General features: G+C 66.0%; 22 protein-coding genes. 17 read left to right on the forward strand and 5 right to left on the reverse strand.

Going from position 1 to position 23,211, the window contains the following annotated elements; genetic code table 11:
- Positions 1-54 precede the first annotated feature (54 nt).
- The 4 genes from hrpB (at position 55) to M2319_RS04130 (ending at position 5,885) form a co-directional block, all read left to right on the forward strand.
- Positions 55-2,484 carry an ATP-dependent helicase HrpB gene (gene hrpB, locus M2319_RS04115; protein WP_264600171.1) on the forward strand — a complete coding sequence of 810 codons (2,430 nt, stop codon included), beginning with the start codon at positions 55-57 and terminating at the stop codon, positions 2,482-2,484.
- 60 nt (positions 2,485-2,544) lie between these two features.
- Complete coding sequence (locus M2319_RS04120) at positions 2,545-3,063, forward strand: retropepsin-like aspartic protease family protein (RefSeq protein WP_264600172.1); 519 nt, start codon at positions 2,545-2,547, stop codon at positions 3,061-3,063.
- Between the two features lie 163 nt (positions 3,064-3,226).
- Entirely contained in the window at positions 3,227-4,747 is a 1,521-nt protein-coding gene (locus M2319_RS04125) for a phosphomannomutase/phosphoglucomutase (protein WP_264600173.1), read from the forward strand.
- A 100-nt stretch (positions 4,748-4,847) separates the two neighbouring features.
- Positions 4,848-5,885 (forward strand): histone deacetylase family protein, encoded by a 1,038-nt coding sequence (locus tag M2319_RS04130; RefSeq protein ID WP_264600174.1) that lies wholly within the window; start codon positions 4,848-4,850, stop codon positions 5,883-5,885.
- A 261-nt stretch (positions 5,886-6,146) separates the two neighbouring features.
- Here the strand turns inward: M2319_RS04130 and M2319_RS04135 are convergent, their stop codons facing one another.
- Positions 6,147-6,767 carry an HAD family hydrolase gene (locus M2319_RS04135; protein ID WP_264600175.1) on the reverse strand — a complete coding sequence of 207 codons (621 nt, stop codon included), beginning with the start codon at positions 6,765-6,767 and terminating at the stop codon, positions 6,147-6,149.
- Positions 6,768-6,943: 176 nt separating this feature from the next.
- On the opposite strand from M2319_RS04135, the gene phnD reads away from it, so the two are divergent.
- Positions 6,944-7,888: a phosphate/phosphite/phosphonate ABC transporter substrate-binding protein gene (phnD, locus tag M2319_RS04140; protein ID WP_264600176.1), complete on the forward strand. Its 945-nt coding sequence runs from the start codon at positions 6,944-6,946 to the stop codon at positions 7,886-7,888.
- A gap of 50 nt (positions 7,889-7,938) precedes the next feature.
- Here the strand turns inward: phnD and M2319_RS04145 are convergent, their stop codons facing one another.
- The 3 genes from M2319_RS04145 to M2319_RS04155 all read right to left on the reverse strand — a co-directional run bounded on the left by M2319_RS04145 (position 7,939) and on the right by M2319_RS04155 (position 9,827).
- Complete coding sequence (locus M2319_RS04145) at positions 7,939-8,520, reverse strand: TadE/TadG family type IV pilus assembly protein (RefSeq protein ID WP_264600177.1); 582 nt, start codon at positions 8,518-8,520, stop codon at positions 7,939-7,941.
- Between the two features lie 16 nt (positions 8,521-8,536).
- Positions 8,537-9,136: a TadE/TadG family type IV pilus assembly protein gene (locus M2319_RS04150; RefSeq protein WP_264600178.1), complete on the reverse strand. Its 600-nt coding sequence runs from the start codon at positions 9,134-9,136 to the stop codon at positions 8,537-8,539.
- Between the two features lie 199 nt (positions 9,137-9,335).
- On the reverse strand, positions 9,336-9,827 hold the full coding sequence (locus M2319_RS04155) for a pilus assembly protein N-terminal domain-containing protein (RefSeq protein WP_264600179.1): 492 nt from the start codon (positions 9,825-9,827) through the stop codon (positions 9,336-9,338).
- A 563-nt stretch (positions 9,828-10,390) separates the two neighbouring features.
- On the opposite strand from M2319_RS04155, the gene M2319_RS04160 reads away from it, so the two are divergent.
- The 9 genes from M2319_RS04160 to M2319_RS04200 all read left to right on the forward strand — a co-directional run bounded on the left by M2319_RS04160 (position 10,391) and on the right by M2319_RS04200 (position 19,335).
- Complete coding sequence (locus M2319_RS04160) at positions 10,391-10,570, forward strand: Flp family type IVb pilin (RefSeq protein ID WP_264600180.1); 180 nt, start codon at positions 10,391-10,393, stop codon at positions 10,568-10,570.
- Positions 10,571-10,780: 210 nt separating this feature from the next.
- Entirely contained in the window at positions 10,781-11,302 is a 522-nt protein-coding gene (locus M2319_RS04165; protein WP_264600181.1) for an A24 family peptidase, read from the forward strand.
- Between the two features lie 137 nt (positions 11,303-11,439).
- Complete coding sequence (gene cpaB / locus M2319_RS04170; protein WP_264600182.1) at positions 11,440-12,234, forward strand: Flp pilus assembly protein CpaB; 795 nt, start codon at positions 11,440-11,442, stop codon at positions 12,232-12,234.
- Positions 12,235-12,272: 38 nt separating this feature from the next.
- The gene (locus M2319_RS04175) at positions 12,273-13,715 is read left to right on the forward strand and encodes a type II and III secretion system protein family protein (RefSeq protein ID WP_264600183.1); all 1,443 of its coding nucleotides are present in this window, start codon (positions 12,273-12,275) and stop codon (positions 13,713-13,715) included.
- 34 nt (positions 13,716-13,749) lie between these two features.
- On the forward strand, positions 13,750-14,490 hold the full coding sequence (locus M2319_RS04180) for a CpaD family pilus assembly protein (protein WP_264600184.1): 741 nt from the start codon (positions 13,750-13,752) through the stop codon (positions 14,488-14,490).
- A 2-nt stretch (positions 14,491-14,492) separates the two neighbouring features.
- Entirely contained in the window at positions 14,493-15,767 is a 1,275-nt protein-coding gene (locus M2319_RS04185) for an AAA family ATPase (RefSeq protein ID WP_264600185.1), read from the forward strand.
- Between the two features lie 27 nt (positions 15,768-15,794).
- Positions 15,795-17,327 carry a CpaF family protein gene (locus M2319_RS04190; protein WP_264600186.1) on the forward strand — a complete coding sequence of 511 codons (1,533 nt, stop codon included), beginning with the start codon at positions 15,795-15,797 and terminating at the stop codon, positions 17,325-17,327.
- 9 nt (positions 17,328-17,336) lie between these two features.
- On the forward strand, positions 17,337-18,341 hold the full coding sequence (locus M2319_RS04195) for a type II secretion system F family protein (RefSeq protein WP_264600187.1): 1,005 nt from the start codon (positions 17,337-17,339) through the stop codon (positions 18,339-18,341).
- A 16-nt stretch (positions 18,342-18,357) separates the two neighbouring features.
- Positions 18,358-19,335: a type II secretion system F family protein gene (locus tag M2319_RS04200; protein WP_264600188.1), complete on the forward strand. Its 978-nt coding sequence runs from the start codon at positions 18,358-18,360 to the stop codon at positions 19,333-19,335.
- A gap of 99 nt (positions 19,336-19,434) precedes the next feature.
- Here the strand turns inward: M2319_RS04200 and M2319_RS04205 are convergent, their stop codons facing one another.
- Complete coding sequence (locus M2319_RS04205) at positions 19,435-20,265, reverse strand: tetratricopeptide repeat protein (protein ID WP_264600189.1); 831 nt, start codon at positions 20,263-20,265, stop codon at positions 19,435-19,437.
- A 111-nt stretch (positions 20,266-20,376) separates the two neighbouring features.
- Between M2319_RS04205 and M2319_RS04210 the strand changes: the two genes are divergently transcribed.
- From M2319_RS04210 to M2319_RS04220, 3 genes are all read left to right on the forward strand, one after another.
- Positions 20,377-21,786 (forward strand): leucyl aminopeptidase family protein, encoded by a 1,410-nt coding sequence (locus tag M2319_RS04210; protein WP_264600190.1) that lies wholly within the window; start codon positions 20,377-20,379, stop codon positions 21,784-21,786.
- A 148-nt stretch (positions 21,787-21,934) separates the two neighbouring features.
- Positions 21,935-22,285: a MarR family winged helix-turn-helix transcriptional regulator gene (locus M2319_RS04215; RefSeq protein ID WP_264600191.1), complete on the forward strand. Its 351-nt coding sequence runs from the start codon at positions 21,935-21,937 to the stop codon at positions 22,283-22,285.
- Complete coding sequence (locus M2319_RS04220) at positions 22,282-23,145, forward strand: C40 family peptidase (protein WP_264600192.1); 864 nt, start codon at positions 22,282-22,284, stop codon at positions 23,143-23,145. Before M2319_RS04215 ends, M2319_RS04220 begins: the two co-directional genes overlap by 4 nt.
- The last annotated feature ends 66 nt before the right edge of the window (positions 23,146-23,211 follow it).

Here is a 23,211-nt window from a genome sequence, read left to right on the forward strand (position 1 = left end):
GCTTCGGTTCAAAAAACCAAAGGCATTGACGGTCCCCGGCTCATATAATCCGCCATGACTTTGCCCATCGAATCCGCCCTGCCGGAGCTTCTGAAAAGCCTCAGCGAGCGGCCCGACGCCGTGCTCGTCGCGCCGCCGGGCGCGGGCAAGACGACGCGCGTGCCGCTCGCGCTCCTCGATGCCGACTGGCGCGGCGACGGCCGCATCGTTGTGCTGGAGCCGCGCCGGCTCGCCGCCCGCGCCGCCGCGCGAAGGATGGCATCCATGCTCGGCGAGGAGGTCGGCGAGAGGGTCGGCTACCGGGTCAGGATGGAGAGCCGCGTCTCGAAGCGGACCTGCATCGAGGTCGTGACCGAAGGCGTCTTCACCCGGCGTATCCTCGCCGATCCGGAACTCTCCGGCGTTGCCGCCGTCCTCTTCGACGAGTTCCACGAGCGGAGCCTCGACGGCGACACCGGCCTCGCACTGGCAATGGAGGCCCGCGAGGCGCTCAGCCCCGATCTCCGCCTCCTCGTCATGTCGGCGACCATCGACGGCGCCCGCGTCGCCGCGCTTCTCGGCGAGGCTCCCGTCATCGACTGCCCGGGCCGCAGCTTTCCCGTCGAAACCCGCTATCTCGGCCGCGATCCCTTGAAGCGCATCGAGGATGAGGCGGCTGCCGCCGTCCGCAAGGCGCTGAGGGAGGAGACCGGCTCCGTGCTCGTCTTCCTGCCCGGCCAGGGCGAGATCGAACGCACCGCCGATCGGCTCGGCGAGGCCGTGCCGGAGACCGTCGATCTCTGCCCGCTCTACGGCGCCTTGAGACCGGCCGACCAGGACCGCGCCATCCGCCCGGCCGAGGCCGGACGGCGCAAGGTGGTGCTGGCGACCGCCATCGCCGAGACCTCGCTCACCATCGAGGGTGTCCGCGTCGTCATCGACTGCGGATTGGCGAGAAAACCCGTTTATGAGCCGGCTAATGGACTGACGCGCCTGGAGACCACCCGCGTCTCCCGCGCGGCCGCCGACCAGCGCCGCGGCCGCGCGGGCCGGCTCGAGCCCGGCATCTGCTATCGCCTCTGGGAGGAGGGCCAGACGGCCGCCTTGCAGCCGTTCGACCGGCCGGAGGTCCTGGAAGCCGATCTCGCCGGCCTCGTCCTCGACCTCGCCGCCTGGGGGACCAGCGATCCGGCGAGCCTTCAGTGGCTCGATCCGCCGCCGAAGCCCGCCTGGACCGAGGCCGTGGCGCTCCTCAAGAGCCTTGATGCCCTCGACGGCGACGGCCGGCTGACCGATGCCGGCAAAGCGATCGCTGACCTGCCGCTCCATCCCCGCCTTGCGCATATGGTCGCCCGCGCGGCGGAGACCGGCGAGGCGCTATTGGCCGCCGAAATCGCCGTCCTCGTCTCCGAACGCGGCCTCGGCGGCACCGATGTGGACCTCACCGACCGCCTGCGCCGGCTGCGGTTGGAGAAGGGCAGGGCCGCGAGTGCCCGCAAGCTGGCGGAAGGCTGGGCGCGCCGGGCCGGCGGAGCACTCAGGAAGGGCGATCCGGCGGATGCCGGCCGCCTCCTGGCCATCGCCTATCCCGACCGCATCGCGCAAGCGCGTGGAGCGCACGGTCATTTCCGTCTCGCCAATGGCCGCGGCGGCCGCCTCGACGAGACGCACCCGCTGGCGGGCACTCCGTTCTTCGCCGTCGCCGAGTTGCAGGGCGCGGCCAAATCCGCGCGGATCACGCTCGCTGCGCCGCTCTCCCTCGCCGACATCGAAGCCGATTTCGCCGACCGCATCGAGACGACGGTCGACGTCGCCTTTGACCGGGGCGCCAGGGCCGTCCGCGCCAGGCGCCGCCGTCGCCTCGACAGCCTCGTCCTCGACGAGACGCCGGAGCCGAACCCCGATCCGGAGGCCGTCACGGCCGCGCTCCTTGGCGGCATCAAGGGCCTCGGCCTTGCCTGCCTGCCCTGGACGGCCAAGCTGGAACGCCTGCGCGGTCGCATCGCGTTCTTGCATGCGCGCGATCCGCAAAGCTGGCCGGATGTTTCCGACGATGCCCTGACGGGAACGCTGGATACCTGGCTCGGTCCCTTCATAGCCGGCAAGTCGGCATTGGCCGACATCTCCTCAGGCGACCTCCACGCCGCCTTCGACGTCCTTGCGCCCCGCGCCATGCTTGACCGGCTGGCGCCGGAGGAAATCTCCCTGCCGACCGGCCGCACCGCGCCCGTCGACTATGGCGCGGAAGCCGGCCCGACCCTTTCCGTCCGTCCCCAGGAGCTCTTCGGCCTCGACACGCACCCGGTGCTCGCCGGAACGCCGGTCGTCATCGAACTCCTGTCGCCGGCCGGCCGGCCGATCCAGTTGACGCGGGACCTGCCCGGCTTCTGGCGCGGCTCCTGGGCGGATGTCCGCCGCGACATGCGCGGCCGCTATCCCAAGCACCCCTGGCCGGAAGACCCGCGCACTGCTGACCCGACGACGCGCGCCAAACCGAGAAAATAGCCGCTTTACGGCCCGACAAGGTTTTTCTGATACCGGAAAGACGTCTAGGGAGCGGACGCCATGGTGCGCATCATCGTTATTCTGGTCCTTGCTTGCGTTGCGGCGCTCTATGGCCCGCGGCTCTTGCAGGATTTCGCCGACAATCCGGAGAGTTTTGCCGTCTCCGTCCCCGGCGACGAGCCGGCGCGCGAGCCCGCCCGGGCGAGCGGCGGCACCATGGTTCTGAAGGCCGACCGCAGCGGCCATTTCTTCGCCGAGCCGCGCATCAACGGCCGCCAGATCGACGCCGTCATCGACACCGGCGCGACCGCCGTCGTCCTCACCTATGAGGACGCGCGCAGCATCGGCGTGCTGCCGCCGGAATCGAAGTTCACCGTCCCGGTCAGCACCGCCAACGGCCGGACCACGACGGCCGCCACCGACCTTCGCGAGATCCGCCTCGGCTCCATCCGTGTCGGCAATGTGCGCGCCCTCGTCGCCCGCCGCGGCGAACTCTCCGTCACGCTCCTCGGCATGTCGTTCCTCAGCCGCCTGTCGCGCGCCGACATGCGCGGCGGCGAACTCGTGCTGCGCCCGTAAGCTCCGCATCCTTGCGGCTGCTGCCCTCCCGGCTGCCGTTGCGGCCGGGGCTGGAACAACTGCGCCCTTCCCCTCATTCCACCTATGTCCGGTCTAGGCAAAAGTTGGCCGATCGGCTAACACCATCCTAGATATTCTTCTATTCACATCGCGAGGCCTTTTGATGTTTCCGACCCCCAAGCCGTCGCTCCAGCCCAATACCTATGCCTTTGAATCCGAGCCGCTGGTCAAGCCGACCGGCTTTCGCGAATACGATGCGCGCTGGTGGTTCGGCCACCCCGGCTCCGACAAGCCGCCCGAGCTCAACCTGATGGGCGTCCAGGCCCTCGGCATGGGCCTCGGCACCCTGATCAAGGAGCGCGGCGTCAAGCCGGAACTGGTCACCGGCCACGACTACCGGTCCTATTCCTCGGCCATCAAGATGGCGCTGGTGAACGGCCTGATGGCGGCGGGCGTCAAGGTCCACGACATTGGCCTGGCGCTCTCGCCGATGGCCTATTTCGCCCAGTTCGCCCTCGACGTTCCGGCCGTCGCCATGGTCACCGCGTCCCACAACGACAATGGCTGGACCGGCGTCAAGATGGGCTGCGACCGCCCGCTCACCTTCGGTCCGGACGAAATGGGCCGGCTGAAGGACATCGTCCTCAACGGTGAATTCGACCTGTCCGGCGGCGGCACCTATGTCTTCGTCGAAAACTTCCCGGACAAATACACCGAGGACCTGACGTCCAGCTTCAAGCTGAAGCGGCCGATCAAGGTGGTCTGCGCCTGCGGCAACGGCACGGCCGGCGCCTTCGCGCCGCGCGTGCTGCGCGAGATCGGCGCCGAGGTCATCGAACTGGACTGCGAGCTCGACCACACCTTCCCGCGCTACAATCCGAACCCGGAGGACATGGAGATGCTCCATGCCCTGCGCGACAAGGTGCTGGAGACCGGCGCCGAGATCGGCCTCGGCTTCGACGGCGACGGCGACCGCTGCGGCGTCGTCGACAACACCGGCGAGGAAATCTTCGCCGACAAGGTCGGCGTCATGCTCGCGCGCGACCTTTCGGCCCAGCATGCCGACGCCCAGTTCGTCGTCGACGTGAAGTCGACGGGCCTGTTCATGACCGACCCGGTCCTGCAGGCAAACGGCGCCAAGACCGACTACTGGAAGACCGGCCATTCCTACATCAAGCGCCGGGTGACCGAACTCAACGCCCTCGTCGGCTTCGAGAAGTCCGGCCACTACTTCTTCAACAAGCCGATCGGCCGCGGCTATGACGACGGCCTCGTGTCGGCCATCGCCGTCCTGAAGATGCTCGACAACAACCCGGACAAGACCATGGCGGACCTGCGCAAGGCCCTGCCGCACACCTGGGGCTCGCCCACCATGTCGCCCCATTGCGACGACGAGACCAAATACGGCGTCGTCGACAAGGTCGTCGCCCGCTTCCAGGAAATGAAGGCCAACGGCGACAAGGTCGCCGGCCACGACATCCTCGACCTGGTCACGGTCAATGGCGTGCGTGTCGTCGCCGACGACGGGACCTGGGGCCTGGTGCGCGCCTCCTCCAACAAGCCGGAGCTGGTCGTCGTCGTCGAAAGCCCGGTCTCCGAGGAGCGCATGCGCGACATGTTCCACGCCGTCGACGGGGTCCTCCGCGAGAACCCGGAAGTCGGCGACTACAACCAGACCATCTGACGATAAACGCCGCGGCGACCCTGCCGCGGCCGCATCGATTTCGGACCGGCGTGCCGCCAAAGTGCGGCGCGCCGGCCGTCCTTTCCCGGAAGTTCCCGCCATGCGGACCGTCTATTCTCCCGACCACGCGCGCCACGACCCTCAGAAAGAAATCTCCGACGGCGCCCTCGTCGATGCCGTCGAAAAGCCCGCGCGGGCCGAGATCGTGAAGGCGCGTATCGAGGAGGTCGGGCTCGGGCCGCTTGAAGCGCCGACGGCCCATGACGATACGCTCATCGCCCGCGTCCACGGCGCCGACTATCTGCAGTTCCTCAAAGGCTTCTGGGCCGACTGGCAGGACGCCGGCCGCGCCGGCGAGGCCTTTCCGTTCGTCTGGCCGGTGCCGGGTCTCAGGCGCAACGCTCCGCCGCGCCACATCGACGGTCGCCTCGGCTACTACTCCTTCGATGCCGGCTCGCCGCTGACGGAAGGCACCTGGATTGCTGCGCGCAAGGGCGCCGACACGGCGCTTTCCGCCGTCGACATCGTGTCCGGTGGCGAGCGCGCCGCCTTCGCCCTCTGCCGCCCGCCCGGCCACCACGCCGCCTCCGATTTCTATGGCGGCTACTGCTTCCTCAACAACGCCGCGATCGCGGCCGAAGGGTTCCTGGCAAAGGGCGCGGAACGCGTCGCCATCCTCGACGTCGACTATCACCACGGCAATGGCACCCAGGCCATCTTCGAGGACCGCGCCGACGTCCTCTTCGTCTCGCTCCACGCCGATCCGGCCGACGAGTTCCCCTATTTCCTCGGCTATGCCGACGAGACCGGCATCGGGGCGGGCGAGGGCTGCAACATCAACATGCCGCTAGCCATCGGCACCGACTGGCTGGCCTATTCCGACGCGCTGGCAGCCGCGCTCGTGCGCATAAAATCCTCCCGCGCCGACGCCCTCGTCGTCTCCCTCGGCCTCGATACCTTCGCGAAGGACCCGATCTCGCGCTTCACCCTGGAGAGCGACGATTTCCTGAAGATGGGCGCCGCGCTCGCCGGCGCCGGCCTGCCGACGGCCTTCATCATGGAGGGCGGCTACGCCGTCGCCGAACTCGGCATCAACTGCGTCAACGTACTGACGGGGTTCGAGGACGCCGCGGGGTGAGATATCGCGATTGTACACTTCGGAGTGTGCAGCGTTCTGGATTGCCGCGTCGGCCTAACGGCCTCCTCGCAATGACACTGAAATATTTGAGGAAATCGTCATTGCGAGCGAAGCGAAGCGATCCAGGCAACGGCGGTCCGACAACGACCGGCCTACCGTTTGGACAGGGGTAATAGGCCCTGGGTCAAGCCCGTGGTGACGGCAGGGGGTGTCGCAGGCGGAAGGGCAACGGTCGTCCGACCGTGCCCCGACCGAAAAGCGTCACTCCACCGGCAACCCGAAGCGTTCGAAATCCGCCCGGAGCTCCTCCGGCGAGATGAACTGTACCGCCTGAAGCCCGACGGAGCGTGCGCCCTCCACATTGGCGGCGACGTCGTCGATGAAGAGCGCCCGCGCAGGCTCGATGCCGAAGCGCTCGATCGCCAGCTGGAAGAGGCGCGGGTCGGGCTTGCCGAGCCCTTCCTCGGCCGAGACGACGATGTCCCGGAAGAGCGAGAGGAAGGAAAACCGCGCCCTGGTCTCGGCAAAGGTGTCGCTGGAAAAATTGGTGATCGAGTAGAGCGGAACCCCGCTCCGGTGCAGCGCTTCCAGGAGTTCGACGCTTTCCGGGATCGGCCCCGGCACCATTTCCTGCCAGCGGGTCCGGAACGCGCGGATGGCCTCTTCCTGGTCCGGGAAACGCGCGATCCGCTCGGCAATCGCCACATCCCAGCTTCGCCCCAGATCCTGCTGGTAGTTCCATTCGGACGTACAGACCTCGGCAAGGAACCGGTCGACGGCCGCCTCGTCCGGCAGGATCTGCCGGAACAGCAGGCGGGGCTCGTAGGCGACGAGCACCCGGCCGATATCGAAAATGACGGCGTCGATCTTGGGTCTGGTCATGGCGAAAGTCCGGGGCGGTGCGTCGGCGAAGGGGGAAACTGGCGGCACGGATGTCCCGTTTTGGCCGGGCGATTCCGGCAAGGCAAGCGGATCGCGCAAGCATTTCGGTTTGAAATCGCGGGCCTTGTGACGCAGTATCTGAGGCGCGAGGGGCGGAACACAGGGACCAGGTGAGGATGATCCGGATCGGCGCCATGCCGCTCCTCATTGCCGCCGTCGTCGCAGTGCTGGCGGCCGGGCTGCCCGCGCGCGCCGACTGGCGCGACACCGTCAAGGTGCTGCGCATCGGCGTCGTCGTCGGTGCCAATCCGATCGAGCGCCTCAAGCAACTGGAGCCGTTCCGCCGCCGCATCAGCGTCGAGGCCGGCCTGCCGGTCGAGTTCGTTCCCGCCATCGGCTATGCGAGCCTCATCGACGCCCACGCCACCGGCCGCATCGACTACGCAATCTACAGTGCCGCCGCCTATGGCGCCGCATCGGCGCTATGCGGATGTATCGAGCCGATAGCCGCGCCCGCATCCGCCGATGGCAGCCTTTCCTATCGCGCTGTGATCGTGGTGCGCGCCGACGCGGCGACCGAGACCATCGACGACCTGAAAGGAAAGTCGCTGATCCTCGGCCGGTCCGGCGCGACGGCCGGCGATCTGGTGCCGATGGCCGAAATCGCCGCTGCCGGTATCGAACCGGCGGCGTTCTTTTCCCGCATCCGCCATGCCGACGGGCCGAAGGCCGCGATCCGCACGGTGCTGGCCGGGCTCGGCGATGCCGCCGTCGCCTGGGAGCCGGAAGGCGGAACCCGCGGGCCGCTTGCCGATCTCACGGCGTCCGGCGAAATCGCCGGGCGGGATCTGCGCGTCGTCTGGCGCTCGCGCCCGATCGCCCACGGGCCGCACGCGGTCTCCCGGCGCCTGCCGCAGCCCCTGAAGGACCGGCTGCGCTCCGCGCTCCTCCGGCTGAAGTCCCTCGACCGCACCGCCTATGACGCGGTCGAGCGCCATTTCGGCGGCGGATTTTCAGGGGTTGCCGAGGATGCCTATCTGCCGATGGTGGAGGTGTTCGCCCCCGCCGCGAAGGTGCCGGCAGCGGCGCCGCCGGCGGGTGCCGGCCCGGACAATGGATGAGGCGGGGCGAGGGGAAAGGTCGACCGTCCGCGAAAAAGGCACCGGTCCGGTCAGTTATACTCGATGGTCGCCGAGTTGCGCGGCCTCAGGAGAGTCGTCTCTTCCATTTCGAAGTTCGGCGAGCCGAAGAGCTCGTCGGCAAGGGTCGGGAAGATCGCCTCATAGCTGAATTCGACCTTGGCGATGATCAGCCACTGGTCGGAAAGGTCGAGGCTGTCCGGAATGGCGATCGGCGGCGCGGCGCCTTTGCTCCAGGCGGTATCGTTCTGCGCCTTGCTCCATTTCACCTCGGCGTTGCCGGTGTCTTCGTCCTCGCCGACGGCGGAGACGATGATCTTCAGACCGCTGGCGTCGTAGGGCGACATCACCATTTCCGTCGCCGAAAACACATTGTCGATCTCGTCGTCGGTCATCTGGGTTTCCTGGGTGACGAGGTCGGCGAGCGTGCTCGCGGTCTGGGTGATCTTGCGGTTGATGGTGATCGCTTCGGAGAGCTCCACCGTGCCGATGAAGGTGGTGATCAGGATCGGCGCCAGCAGCGCGAACTCGACCGCGGCGATGCCGGCCAGATCCCGATGGAAGCGGCGGGCGCTCTCAACAACAGTCTGGACGATGCGGGACGGATACGTCATCGGCGGCACCTGCGGGTCACCAGGGGAACGGTTCGTTGCGGAAGGCGGCAACGGAGGCGAGCAGGCGGCGGCCGTTCGACAGGTCGGAAAAGATCAGGCTCGACATCGGGCTGATCATCGGCCACTCATAGTAGGCCCGGACCACGACGATGTCGCGGGCCCCGCCCTGGTCGTACGCCATCTTGCCTTCGTCGATTTCCCGCTTGGTCTCGCCTTCTTCGTCGGTGACTTCCTCAACCGGACTGGACGCCTCGTTCGCGGAGGTGAAGTTGTCGAAGGTCCGCACATCGATATGCAGGAAATTGTCGCAATCGAACATCGCCGTGAGTTGGCCGCAGACCTCTTCCTTGAATTTGGCCTTGCTGAACGACTGCTGCTGCGCCTGGCCGGTGCGGATCAGCCGCGCGGTGTCGGAGACGGCATTGTCGAGCAACTGATTGGCGAAGATCGTGAAGGCGACCTCGAAGATCATGAAAAGGAGCGGGAAGAACCAGATCGAGACGAGGGCAAACTCGATCGCATAGACACCGTCCTCATTGGCGAGGAACCGGCGCGGAACGACGCGCCGGGCCATGCGGCCAATGATCTTCCCGGTGGATGTCGCGAAGTCGCGCATTCCTTCCCCTCTTGGCTCCGTCAACCAAACGATCGACCGGAACAATTTCGCTCCGGATTAATATCAGGGGAACATTGATGAAGGGTTTCGATTGTCGGCTGTAGACGCCAAACGCCTTGGATTCGGCGGCATCGTAAACGCCAGGTTACCGGACCGGAGGCGCCGGCAGAAAAGCGGCGGGCCGCGCCGGCAAAAGAGCCTACTTCTTCTTGAAGCCCATGGCGGCCGCCTGTGCGGCTTCGTTGCGCTGGGAGGTCTGCTTGCCGGCGTTTTCGAAATAATCGTTCTGGTCGCCGGGCATCGGCGCCGGAACGCACGTCGGGGCACAGCTATAGGAATAGCGGGCTCCCTGGCGCTGCACGGTGACCATGGAGGTGTCGGTGGGGCGTACGATGATGGTCTCGTCGGCGATCGGCTCGTTGTCGGCGTTCAGCACGATGAGATTGGTGGTGCCGTAGCTCCGCCCGACGATGATCAGTGTCGTGGCGTCGTGCATCACCGCATCGGCGACAGCGGGATTGCCGACGATGATCGTGTCGGCACCGCCCTCGATATGCATGACCTTGGCGCGATCGACGGAGGCGAAGATCGGTTGCTTGGCGAGCGCCGGCGCGCTGCTGGCCGTTGCAAGGACAAGAAAGCCAATGGTGATCGCCAATGCGGCAGACGCCGTCTTTGCGGGCCGGAACATGAAACCGCTCCTTAAGAAGGGACGTCCCGATCCTTTCCCGAAATTGGTGAATCTTTCCCTAACTGTACGACCCGTTGGCGGAAAACCCCGTGAAATGGCCGCGTTGCGGGCCCCGTAGTATCTCAGGTGGGCACTGTATGGTGTTTATCCGCAGTTTTGCGGAAGCCTTCGGGCATGCTTCTTGGCGCGTGATGTCGAAACGGACCCGGGCGCGGTTGTCTGAGACTTGTTCCCCCGGCTTGCCACCTTTTACTTGGGCGGTGGAAGCCGTTTCGTCTTGCCGTGGCGAAGCGAAGCCCTGGGGCGGGGAGCGCAGAATATTTCAAATCAAAAAGTTACCCCCAGTAAAATATAAAAAAATACTCAGAAAAATTTCGGTTTCGATGTGTACGATCAAGTTGAAGGATTGTTAACCAAACCAATAATCATGGCGAATAGGGGCGGATGTGTACGATCAACTTAATCATTGGGAAAGATGCCGTTGCTAGGGTGCACACGGTTTCGATCGGCCGGACAACAATCCGACGAACCGGTGCAAACTTTAGAGAAGTATGGAGCTGAAAATGAAGAACCTGGTCATGCGTTTCGTCAAGGACGAAGAAGGCGCTACCGCCATCGAATACGGCCTCATCGCCGCCCTGATTTCCGTCGCCATCATCACCATCGTCAGCCAGCTCGGCGACGAGCTCGTGACGACCTTTACCACCGTCAAGGATCAGCTGGCGGCGAACAACAAGATCTGATTTCAGATCGACAGCGGGATGGCGGTGCTTTCAACCAGTGCTGCCCCGTTCCGCGCAAGGTTTCAGGAAAAGCCGGCGCGCCTTGGCGGGTCGGCTCTTCTTGCATGTGGGGCTGGTGCACGGCGCATGACCGGCATTTGAGCGGCTGCGTTTACCGCATCTTCAGCCGTCACTGCTACCACAGGAGTGCGGTCAGCGATGGGAGGCGGCATGTTTTCCGATATCGGATTCCTCGGCCTGGTGCTTTTGGTCTTTTTCCCCGCGGCGATGGCCTTTGCCGCCAGTTCGGACCTCTTCACCATGAAGATTTCCAACTGGGTGTCGCTCGCGCTTGCCGGCGGGTTTTTTGCGCTCGCGCCCTTTGCCGGCTTCGACCTCCAGCTCTTCGGCCAGCACCTCGCCGTCAGTGCCCTGGTGCTGGCGATCGGCTTTGCCTGTTTTTCCGTCGGCTGGATGGGCGGCGCAGACGCCAAGATCGCTGCCGCCGTTGCCCTCTGGTTCGGCTGGCCCGCGACATTCGAGTTCCTTCTGGTCGCCTCCATCATCGGCGGCGGGCTGACGCTTGCGCTCCTCAGTTTCCGCCATGTGCCGCTGCCGGCGGCGGTCTCCGGACAGGACTGGCTGAAGCGTCTGCACAACGCTGGCAACGGCGCGCCCTTCGGCATCGCGCTGGCGGCCTCGGCACTTCTGATCTACCCCAACACGTTCTGGATGGCGGCGATAGTTCGTTGATTTGTCGGCCGAAACCGGCCGCTTACCATTTGTGAACCTAAAAACTTCATGCCGCATTAACCGTAATTTGACCATTTGCCGACGAAAGTGAGCGGCGTGGTGACAAACCGTCACCGGGTCACCGATCGGATTTGGGCATGAAAGTCACGCGTATCATCGTTCTTGCCGTAGCGTTAGGCGCCGGTCTGATTGCCGCCATGCTGCTGATGAACATGGTCGGCAAAAAGCCGAGTGCGCCGCAGATCGTCCGTGAAGTCGAGCAGGTTCCTTCCGACGACGTTCTCGTCGCCTCCGTCGACATCCCGATCGGCAAGTCGGTCGGTCCCGACGATTTGCGCTGGCAGAAATGGCCGGCCGAAGGCCTGTCGCCGACCGTGATTACCCGGGCCAAGCGTCCCGACGCCATCACCGAGCTTTCCGGCGGCATCGCCCGCACGCCGTTTCTCGACGGCGAGCCGATCAAGGAGCAGAAGCTGATCCGCGCCGATGCCGGCTTCATGTCGGCGATCCTGCCGAAGGGCCGCCGCGCCATCGCCGTGCAGGTTTCCGCGCTCAATACCGCCGGCGGCTTCATCCTTCCCAACGACCGCGTCGATGTGGTGCTGACCCGCCAGAGGAACACCGGCAACGACGAGCGCGCCGAGTGGTACAGCGAGACCATCCTCACCAATATCCGCATCCTCGCCATCGACCAGAAGATCGAGGACAAGAAGGGTGAAAAGGTCGTCGTTGCCCGCGAGACCGCGACGCTGGAACTGACGCCGACCCAGGTCGAGGTCGTCGCCCGGGCCCAGCAGGTCGGCACCCTGTCACTGGCCCTGAGGTCGATCGTCGATGCCCGTCCGGATGCTGACGATGAGCCGATCAAGAAGCGCCGGTCCGGGGTCAATTACGTCAAGTTCGGCCTGCAGTCGCAGGCGGTGTCCCAATGATGAGCGTGGCCATGGGTTTGCTTGCAAGGAGTAGGGCAATGGTTGGATGGGTGAAGCCAGGCGTGCGGCCGGCCCCGTCATTTGCCGCCGCGCTGGTGCTGGCCTTCGTCGCTGCCTTCGTGGTGCTCGCCGGTCCCGGCACCGCCCTTGCCGGATCGGACTATCCCAAGGTCATCCGCATTTCCAAGGCCGACGCCGGGGTCACAAGGCCGCTCAATGTCGGCCTCAACAAGTCGGTCGTCGTCGAACTCGGCGAGGACGTCCGCGACGTGCTCGTCTCAAGTCCCGAGATCGCCGACGCCGTCGTCCGCAATTCCCGACGCGTCTACATTCTCGGCGTCGCCTTCGGCCAGGCCAACATCTTCCTGTTTGGCGACGGCGGCCGCCAGATCGCCGCCTTCGATCTGTCCGTGGAACCCGACACCGGCGACCTTGCCCGCATGATCCGCCGCGTCATTCCCGACAGCGCCATCGAGGTCGAGGCGGTCAACGGTTCGATCGTTCTGCGCGGCTCGGCCGCGAGCCCCGTCGATGCCAAGCGCGCCTCCGACATTGCCGCTAAGTTCGTCGGCAACGAGGTGGAAAAGGTGGTCAACATGATCGCCGTCGCCGGCAAGGAGCAGGTCCACCTGAAGGTGACCATCGCCGAGGTTCAGCGCTCCATCATCAAGCAGCTCGGCGTCGACCTCAGCGTTGCCGGCGAGAACGGCCGCGTCGCCTTCGACCTGCTCACCGAGAACCCGTTCTCCACGAACGGCACGGCCCTGTCGTCCACCGCCGGCGCCTTTTCCTACGCGGCCGGTGGAACAACTGCCGACGCCACCATCCGCGCGCTGCAGGAGGATGGTGTCATCCGCACGCTGGCCGAACCGACGCTGACGGCGATCTCGGGAGAGAAGGCCGACTTCCTGGTCGGCGGCGAGTTCCCGGTCCCGGTCGGCTACAGCGACGGCGAGGTCTCCATCGAGTTCAAGTCCTACGGCGTCAGCCTCGACTTCACCCCGGTGGTTCTGACCGAGGGCAATATCAGCCTGCACGTCAAGACCGAGGTCAGCGAGCTCACCAATGAGGGTGCCATCACGCTGTCGAACACGGGCCTGACGATCCCGGCGCTCAGGGTGCGCCGCGCCAACACCACGGTGGAAATGCCCTCCGGCAGCGCCCTGGTCCTCGCCGGCCTGATCAAGGACGACGTCCGCCAGAGCATTGCCGGCGTCCCCGGCCTGATGCAGGTGCCGGTGCTCGGCGCGCTCTTCAAGAGCCGCGATTTCCAGCGCTCCCAGACCGAACTGGTGGTCTTTGTCACCCCCTATGTGGTCAATCCGGTGTCGCCCAAGAAGATCACGCGCCCGGACAAGAACTTCAATCCGCCGTCCGACGCCGCCGGCTACTTCCTCAACCGGCTGAACCGCACCTACCGCATCGGCGGTGGCGAGACGGATACCAAATATTACGGCCGCTTCGGCTTTATCTACGAGTGACGTGCACGAGTAGCGCGTTCGGAGGTCACGGAAGATGACAGGTCAAAGGTCAACAAGGCTGCAGCGTCAGACGGTGTTCCGGCGTCCGGCACGGCGACTGGCCGCCTTTGCTGCGCTCGCCATGGGCATTGCCGCCCTTGCCGGGTGCAAGAGCCAGACGACCGGGGCCATCGCCACCGACGGTTACCGGACGCGCCATCCGATCGTTCTGGCCGAAGCGCCGGAAACCTTCGACATCCCGGTCGGAAGCGCGACCCGGACCCTGGCGCCGTCCCTTGCCCGGAAGGTGCGCGCCTTCGGCCGCGATGCCCTGAAGCGGGGCGACGGCGGCGTCGAGATTCTCGTTCCCGCCGGTTCCGCCAACGAGACCGCGGCCATTTCGGTCGCCCGCCAGATCCACGCCGAACTGACCGCAGCCGGCGTGCCGCGCGGCGTCATTTCTCCGCTTACCTACCGGGTCGACGATCCGCTCGTCGAGGCGCCGATCCGGATCTCGTACCTGCGCATGCAGGCGATGACGGATCGTTGCGGCGTCTGGCGCGACGACCTGACCGCCAGGCACCAGAACAATGGCTATGACGAGTTCGGCTGCTCGACCCAGAGCAATCTTGCGGCGATGGTCGCCGATCCGACAGACCTGATCCAGCCGCGCGCCGCCACCCCGGGCGACCCGGCCCGCCGCGGCGTCGTCTTTGACAAGTTCCGCAAGGGCGAGAAGACGGCGACCGACTACGGCGACGACAACAGCGGCAACGTCGCCAAGGTCGGAGGCTGATGATGTCCAGTCTTGCGTATGAGAGTGGTCAGGATCCGGCCGAACAGGCGCCGACGCTGAACCGCGATGCGCGCCCGGTGCCGCGCATTTCCATCCAGGCATTCTGCGAAACGCCCGAGGTCGCCCACACCATCGAGCAGGCCGCCTCCGACCGGCGGATGATGAAGGCCCACGTCAAGGTGCACATGGGCGGCATCGATTCCGCCGTCGAGTTCTACCAGTCCGCGCCGACGCCGAACCTCGTCGTGGTCGAGAGCCAGTTGCCGCGCGAGGCGCTGTTCGGCCAGCTCGACAGTCTTGCCGATGTCTGCGACACCGGCACCCGCGTGGTCCTGATCGGCCATATCAACGACGTCGTCCTCTATCGCGACCTGATCCGCAAGGGCGTCAGCGAATACATCATCGCGCCGATCGACGTCTTCGACTTCGTCGCCATGGTCGGCGATCTCTACAATTCCGAGGACGCCGAACCGCTTGGCCGGTCCATCGCCTTCATCGGCGCCAAGGGCGGTTGCGGCTCGTCGACCGTCGCCCACAATGTCGCCTGGTCGATCGCACGCGCCTACCAGAACGACGTCATCCTCGCCGATCTCGACCTGCCCTTCGGGACCGCCGGGCTCGACTTCAACCAGGACCCGATCCAGGGCATCGCCGAGGCCGTTGCCTCGCCCGACCGGGTCGACGACGTCTTCATCGACCGCCTGTTGTCGAAATGCACCGAGCATCTCAGCCTGCTCGCGGCTCCGGCGACCCTCGACCGGACCTACGATTTCGACGAGAAGATCTTCGACAACATCGTCGACGTGCTGCGCTCGGGCGTCCCGACGGTGGTGCTCGACGTGCCGCATATCTGGACGAGCTGGTCGCGCCGGGTGCTGTCGATCGCCGACGAGATCGTCATCACCGCGTTGCCCGATCTGGCCAATCTGCGCAACGTCAAGAACATCTGCGACTACCTGCAGTCCGTGCGCGCCAATGACGGCCCGCCGCACCTGGTTCTGAACCAGGTCGGCACGCCGAAGCGCCCGGAAATCCGCACCGAGGAATTCGTGCGCGCGCTGTCGATAAAGCCGATCGCGGAAATCCCCTTCGACGGCCAGCTGTTCGGCGCCGCCGCCAACAACGGCCAGATGATCGGCGAAGCCGATCCCAAGAACGCGGCCACCGAGACGTTTCATTTCATCGGCCAGGTGGTGACCGGCCGCACCGAGGCGCGCAAGCAGAAGCGCTCCGCCCTGGCACCCATCCTGTCGCGCCTGCGCGGCAAGAAGGACTGATTTTGGTAACCCGGAGTATCCTCAGGCATGTTCGGTAAGCGGGGCAGTTTCGGATCTGGCGCCAAGGAAAAGCCGGCCGTGACCACGGCCGAGCCGCCGAAGGTGTCCAAGGCCGAGCCGAGCAGCCCGATCGAGCCGCGGATCGATCCGCCGCCGATCAAGGTCGGCAACGTCAACGACGAAAACGCCATGGACGACGCCGAGCGCGCCGGCCCGTCCGCGCCGGCGCTCGCCGAGTACAAGGTCGAAAGCACCTCCCGCCGCAAGTCCGAGAACTATTACGACGTCAAGACGCTGATCTTCTCGGCGCTGATCGACACCATCGACCTGTCGCAGCTCGCCAAGCTCGACGTCGAATCCGCCCGCGAGGAAATCCGCGACGTCGTCAGCGAGATCATCGCGCTGAAGAACGTCGTGATGTCCATTGCCGAGCAGGAAGACCTGCTGGAGGACATCTGCAACGACGTCCTCGGCTACGGTCCGCTGGAGCCGCTGCTGGCCCGCGACGACATCGCCGACATCATGGTCAACGGCGCGGAATGCACCTACATCGAAGTCAACGGCAAGGTGAAGCCCACCGACGTCCGCTTCCGCGACAACCAGCAGCTCATGAACATCTGCCAGCGGATCGTCAGCCAGGTCGGCCGCCGCGTCGACGAAGCGAGCCCGATCTGCGACGCCCGCCTTCCCGACGGCTCGCGCGTCAACGTCATCGCGCCGCCGCTGGCGATCGACGGGCCGGCACTCACCATCCGCAAGTTCAAGAAGGACAAGCTGACCCTCGACCAGCTCGTCCGCTTCGGCTCGATCACCCAGGAAGGCGCGACGCTCCTGCAGATCATCGGCCGGGTCCGCTGCAACGTCATCATCTCCGGCGGTACCGGCTCGGGCAAGACGACGCTGCTCAACTGCCTGACCCGCTACATCGACGCCGACGAGCGCATCATCACCTGCGAGGATTCCGCCGAACTGCAGCTCCAGCAGCCCCACGTGGTGCGCCTGGAAACCCGCCCGCCGAACCTTGAGGGCGAGGGCGAGATCACCATGCGCGACCTGGTCAAGAACTGCCTGCGCATGCGTCCGGAACGGATCATCGTCGGCGAGGTGCGCGGCACCGAGGTGTTCGACTTGCTTCAGGCCATGAACACCGGCCATGACGGCTCGATGGGCACGATCCACTCCAACAGCCCGCGCGAATGCCTGTCGCGCATGGAATCGATGATCGCCATGGGCGGCTTCAACCTGCCGACCAAGACGGTGCGCGAAATGATCGTCTCCTCCGTCGACATCGTGGTGCAGGCGGCGCGCCTGCGCGACGGCTCGCGCCGCATCACCCACGTCACCGAAGTGCTGGGCATGGAAGGCGAGGTCATCATCACCCAGGACATCTTCGTCTACGACATGATGGGCGAGGATGCGACCGGCAAGATCATCGGCCAGCACCGCTCCACCGGCATCGGCCAGCCGCGCATGTGGGAACGCGCCCGCTACTACAACGAGGAGACGCGCCTCGCCGCCGCCCTCGATGCGTCCGACATCAAGAGTGCGGTCGGTGAGTGAGGCTGAGCGATGTTCGATTCCGGCCTGATCGTCCTTGCCGTCGTCGGTCTCGTCGTCCTCAGCGTCGGCGGCATCCTCTATGCGCTGCTCTATCCCATACTGTCGGGGAACTCGCGCGCGGAAAAGCGGCTGGAAGTCGTCAACCGCAAGCCCAAGCCATCGGCCGGCAACGTCCGGGCCTCTTCCGACATCAACCAGCGTCGGCGCCAGGTCCAGGACCGGCTGGCCGAGCTTGAGCAAGCCCAGAAGGCAAAGGCCAAGAAGCGCGCCGGCCCGGGCCTGAAGGTCAGATTGCGCCAAGCGGGCCTGAACTGGTCGAAGACCAAGTTCTACATCATCAGCGCCATCTGCGGCGTCGTGTTCTTTATTGGTGCCAAGATGCTGGGCGCGCCGATCTTTGTCGCGGCGGGCCTTGGCATCGTTGGTTTCCTCGGCTTTCCGAACTGGCTGATCAAGTTCATCCGCAAGCGCCGGGAAAAGAAATTCCTCAACGAGTTTCCGAACGCCGTCGACGTCATCGTGCGCGGCGTCAAGGCCGGCCTGCCGCTTGGCGACTGCCTCGGCATCATTGCGCGCGAGTCCCAGGAGCCGGTGCGCACCGAGTTCCAGCGCATCCTGGAGACCCAGCGGATGGGCATCCCGCTGTCGGAAGCCGTCCAGAAGCTTCCCGAAAACATGCCGCTGACCGAAGCCAACTTCTTTGCGATCGTCATCTCCATCCAGCAACAGGCCGGCGGCAACCTGTCGGAAGCGCTCTCCAACCTTTCCAAGGTGCTGCGCGACCGCAAGAAACTGAAGGGCAAGATCGTCGCCATGAGCCAGGAGGCCAAGGCGTCGGCGGCGATCATCGGCTCGCTGCCGATCATCGTCATGGCCCTCGTCTACCTGACGACCCCCGCCTACATCGCGATCCTGTTCAACGAGACGATCGGCAACATCGTCCTCGGCATTTCCGCGCTGTGGATGTTCATCGGCATCATGGTGATGCGCAAGATGATCAACTTCGATTTCTAGGGTGGCGGCCGGCGCAATGTTCCAGACCCTCACACAGCTCATCGCCGATCCCCAGGTCCTCCTGATGGTCTTCACCGTCATTGCGGTGTCGGCGACGATCATGACCGTCGCGTTGCCGATGCTGCAGCGCGACGAGTTGAAATCGCGCATGAAGAATGTGGCCACCGAACGCGAGGCGATGCGCGCCCGCGAGCGGGCCCGCCTGCAGCAGAGCAAGGCCGAGCAGGTCAATCTGCGCCCGCAGCCGAAGGACTACATGCAGCGGGTCGTGACCAAGTTCAATCTGCGCGAGCTGATGATCGACGAGAACACGGTCAATAAGCTGAAGATGGCCGGGTTCCGGGGCCAGGCGCCGCTGGTGATGTTCCTGTTCGCCCGCTTCGTCGCGCCGATCGCACTGTTCCTGATCGCGCTCCTCTACATGTTCTTCGTGCTGCCGTCCGGCCAGCCGGTAATGGTCAAGGTGCTGATCGCCTCGGTCATCGCTGCGGTCGGCTTCTACGCGCCGTCGCTCTACGTTTCCAACGTCACCTCCAAGCGCCAGCTTTCCATCCGCCGGGCCTGGCCGGACGCCCTCGACCTGATGCTGATCTGTGTGGAATCCGGCATGTCCATCGAGGCTGCCTTCCGCAAGGTCTCCGGCGAGATCGGCGATACCTCGATCCCGCTGGCCGAGGAGCTGACCCTGACGACGGCCGAGCTCTCCTACCTCCAGGACCGGCGCCAGGCCTACGAGAACCTTGCCAACCGCACCGGCCTTGAAGGCGTCAAGGCGGTGACGACGGCGCTTCTCCAGGCCGAGCGCTACGGCACGCCGCTGTCCCACTCGCTCCGCGTCATGGCCGACGAGAACCGCGAGATGCGCATGACCGAGGCGGAAAAGAAGGCGGCCGCCCTGCCGCCGAAGCTGACCGTGCCGATGATCGTCTTCTTCCTGCCGGTGCTGTTCGCCGTCATCATGGGCCCGGCGATCATCCAGATCGTCAACCGCTGACGGCTTGCCCCGAAAGGCGCTCCACCGGCTTTTTCCCCGAACAAAAAAAGAGCGGCGAGAAGGCCGCTCTTCAAGGCTTCGCGGTAAAGGCGGGTCGGCTTACCCGGACGTGCGCCTGGCGTCGGCTTCCTTGACCTTCTGCCAGGAATTGCGCTGCGAGAGCATGCCGCGCAGATAGGCGATGTTGGCTTCCGCCTGGCGCGGGTCGAGCTCGTCGCGGGCGATCTTTTCCGCCTCGTCGAACTTGCCGGAAAGGCCGAGGACGAGGGCAAGGTTCTGGCGCACCCGGCTGTCGGAGCCCGGCTGGGCGACGGCCCGGCGCAACACCGCTTCGGCCTTGGTGAGGTCGCCGGAAAGCACGTAGGAAAGCCCTTCATTGTTGAGGACGGAGGGCTCGTTCGGCCGGATCTTCAGCGCCTGGGCGTATCTGGTGCGGGCCTCGTCGTGGGCGCCGGTCTGGTCGAGGATTGCGCCCTCGGCCGACAACAGCCGCCAGTCCGGCTGGTCCGGGCTGTGCGCGGCGCGGATCACCTTCATTGCCTCGCCGAAGCGGCCCTTGGCGGCCAGCGCCTTGCCGTAGGCGGCGGCGATTTGCCGGTCCTTCTGGTGCTTGATGGTCGCCTTGCGCAGGACCGCGACGGCCTGGTCGAGCTGGCCGTTCATCCTGAGGACGGTGGCGTAGTTCAGCGCGATCTCCGGATCGTCCGGATCGGACGAATAGCGCTTGCCCCATTTCTCGACCGCGGCGCTGACCTCGGCCGCCGAATAGTCCTTGCCGCCATAGCTGGCGCCGGTGGCGTCCGTATGCGAGCCGAGCGAGGCTTTCTTCTTGGAGGCGCAGGCCGAGACGGCAAGCGCCAGCGCGATCGGCAGGACGAGCCCGCCGGCGGCGGGGCTTTTGGCAAGGCGGCGAAGGGAAGATATGGACATCGTCATCTCTGGCCATTACGGCTCTTTGGAACCGGATGAGCTTTCCCGATCAATAGTCTGTTAACCCTAATAGTTGGTTAACCCGGCCGTCCGCCAAGGAGTTGTCTGCCGATGTCCGTTGCCCTGCCCGATTGCCTGATCGCCGCCGCCGACCCCGATGCCGCGGCGGCCGTCCCGGTCCTGTTCCTCGGTCCCGACAGCCTTGAGGAAACCCTTGCCGGCGGCACCGGCATGGCCCGCGCCTGGGTCGCGGCGAACGGCTTCAAGGCGGGCGCGGGCGCGCTCCTGACCATCCCCGACGAGACCGGCGCCCCCGCCGCCGTCCTCTTCGGCCTCGGCAAGCCCGAGGTCCGCGCCGAGACCCCGTCCCTTGCCGGCAAGCTGGCGACCGGCCTCGCCGACGGCGTCTATCGCCTGGAAGGGGAGGTGGACGACCTTGAGGCGGCGATCCTCGCCTTTGCCCTTGGCGCCTACCGGTACGACCGCTACGCCAGGAAATCGGCCCGCGCCGTGCGCCTCGTCGTGCCGGAGATGGTCGATGCCGAGGCGCTGTCCCGCACCGTTGCCGCCGTCACGCTGGTCCGCGATCTCGTCAACACGCCGGCCAACGACCTCGGCCCGGCCGAGATCGCCGATGCGGCGCAAAAACTCGCCGAGGCCCACGGCGCCGCCTGCGAGGTCACCGTCGGCGATGACCTTCTGGACACCAACTTCCCGATGATCCACGCCGTCGGTCGCGCCAGCAGCTCCGCGCCGCGGCTCATCGACATGACCTGGGGCGATGCGGCCGCGCCCAAGGTGACGCTGGTCGGCAAGGGCGTCGCCTTCGATACCGGCGGCCTCAACCTCAAGCCTGGCACCTCCATGGCGCTGATGAAGAAGGACATGGGCGGGGCCGCCAACGTCCTCGGCCTTGCTTCCATGATCATGGCCGCAAAGCTGCCGGTGCGCCTGCGCGTGCTCATCCCGGCGGTGGAGAACTCCGTTGCCGGCAACGCGTTCCGGCCCGGCGACGTGTTGCAAAGCCGCAAGGGTCTCACCGTCGAGATCGGCAACACCGACGCGGAAGGCCGCCTGGTGCTCGCCGATGCGTTGGCGCTTGCCGACGAGGAGGAGCCGGACCTCGTCCTCGACCTTGCGACGCTCACCGGCGCCGCCCGCGTCGCCCTCGGCACCGACCTGCCGCCCTTCTACACCGACGACGAGGCGCTTGCCGCCGCCGTCGCGGAGGCGGCCGAGGCGACGAGCGACCCGCTCTGGCGCATGCCCCTGTGGAAGCCCTACAAAAAGCTGCTCGATTCCAAGATCGCCGACATCAACCACATTTCCAGCGGCGGATTTGCCGGCTCGATGACGGCGGCCCTGTTCCTCGCGCGCTTCGTGGAAAAGGCGAAAAGCTGGGCCCATTTCGATATCTATGCCTGGTGCCCGGCCGGCAAGACCGGACGCCCGGAAGGCGGCGAGGCGCAGGCCATCCGCGCTCTCTTCAAGGTGCTTTCGGATCGCTATCCGCCGGCCTGAGCCGAAAACCCCGAACGCCGCCCTTGCCAAGGGCGGCGCTTCCGTCGGAAACTGTCTCGGAGCCGAAATGATCCCGCGGGCACGGCCCCGCCGGGGCGTCGTCCCTCCCATGCGACAATTCGGTGAGTTGCGAGAGTGTGCGTATCCGATGACCGTTGATATTCGCCCGAGCCAGGCGCTGAAACTCTGGCATGACGTGACGCTCGATCTGGTGCGTGGCGGCGATGCGGATCTGTCGGCACGGCAGATGACGATCCTGATGACGGTCTATCTGGAAGCCCCGCCGCACACCGTGCGCGGCCTCGCCGAAAAGCTCGGCGTGACCAAGCCGGCGATCACGCGGGCCCTCGACACCATGGGCCGCCTGAAGCTCGTTGCCCGCCGCCGCGACGACAAGGACCGGCGCAACGTCATCGTCCAGCGCACGGTGGAGGGCGCGCTTTACCTGGAACGTGTCGGCGATCTCATCGTCGACAAGGCGAAGGGGTTGCCACGATGACCGAATTCGATCGCCGCCGCCATCCGGTCCGACCGGACCTTGCCGCCGAGGCCTATCGCGGCCGCGTCGAGGCCGGCATTTTTGCCGAGGGCATCGAGCGCCGCATCCTCGCCGACGCCGTGCCGCTCAGGCCGGAGGCCGACGAGCGCACGTCCATCGACAGCGAGGCCCTGTTCGGCGAGACCTTCACGGTCTTTGAGGAGGGCGATGCCTGGTGCTGGGGCCAGCTTGCGACCGACGGCTATGTCGGCTGGCTGCCGGCGGGCGCCCTCGGCATGCCCGGCCCGGAGCCGACCCACCGCGTCGCGGCGCTTCGCAGCTATCGCTATCCCGAACCCGAACTGAAGCTGCCGCCGCTCGGGCTCCTCTCCATGGGCGCCCGCGTCACCGTCGTCGGCGAGGAGAGGGTCCGCGACCTCGACTATGCCGTCCTTGCCGATGGCACCGCCATGGTCGCGCGCCACCTGATGCCGCTCGGCGAGGCCGAGCCGGACTGGGTGGCCGTTGCCGAGCGCCTTGCCGGCACGCCGTATCTCTGGGGCGGGCGCACCAGCCTCGGCCTCGACTGTTCGGCGCTGATCCAGCTTGCTTGCCAGGCAGCGGGCATCGACGCCCCACGCGATTCCGACATGCAAGAGGACGAGCTCGGCAGCCGCATGAACAACGAAAAGGCCTGCGCCATGCCGTGCCGCGGCGACCTCTATTTCTGGAAGGGCCATGTCGGCGTTCTGAGCGACCCGCAGACGCTCCTCCACGCCAACGGCTTCACCATGACGGTGGATTACGAACCGCTCGCCGCGGTTACGCGGAGGCTGGAAGAGGCCGGCCTCCCGGTCACCGCGATCAGGCGCATTGCGTGAGGGTGGGCGGAACACGTACATAAGACGCCGTCATCGCGAGGGTCCGAAGGACGGGGAGCGGCACGT

Source organism: Rhodobium gokarnense, assembly GCF_025961475.1.
GTDB lineage: Bacteria > Pseudomonadota > Alphaproteobacteria > Rhizobiales > Rhodobiaceae > Rhodobium > Rhodobium gokarnense.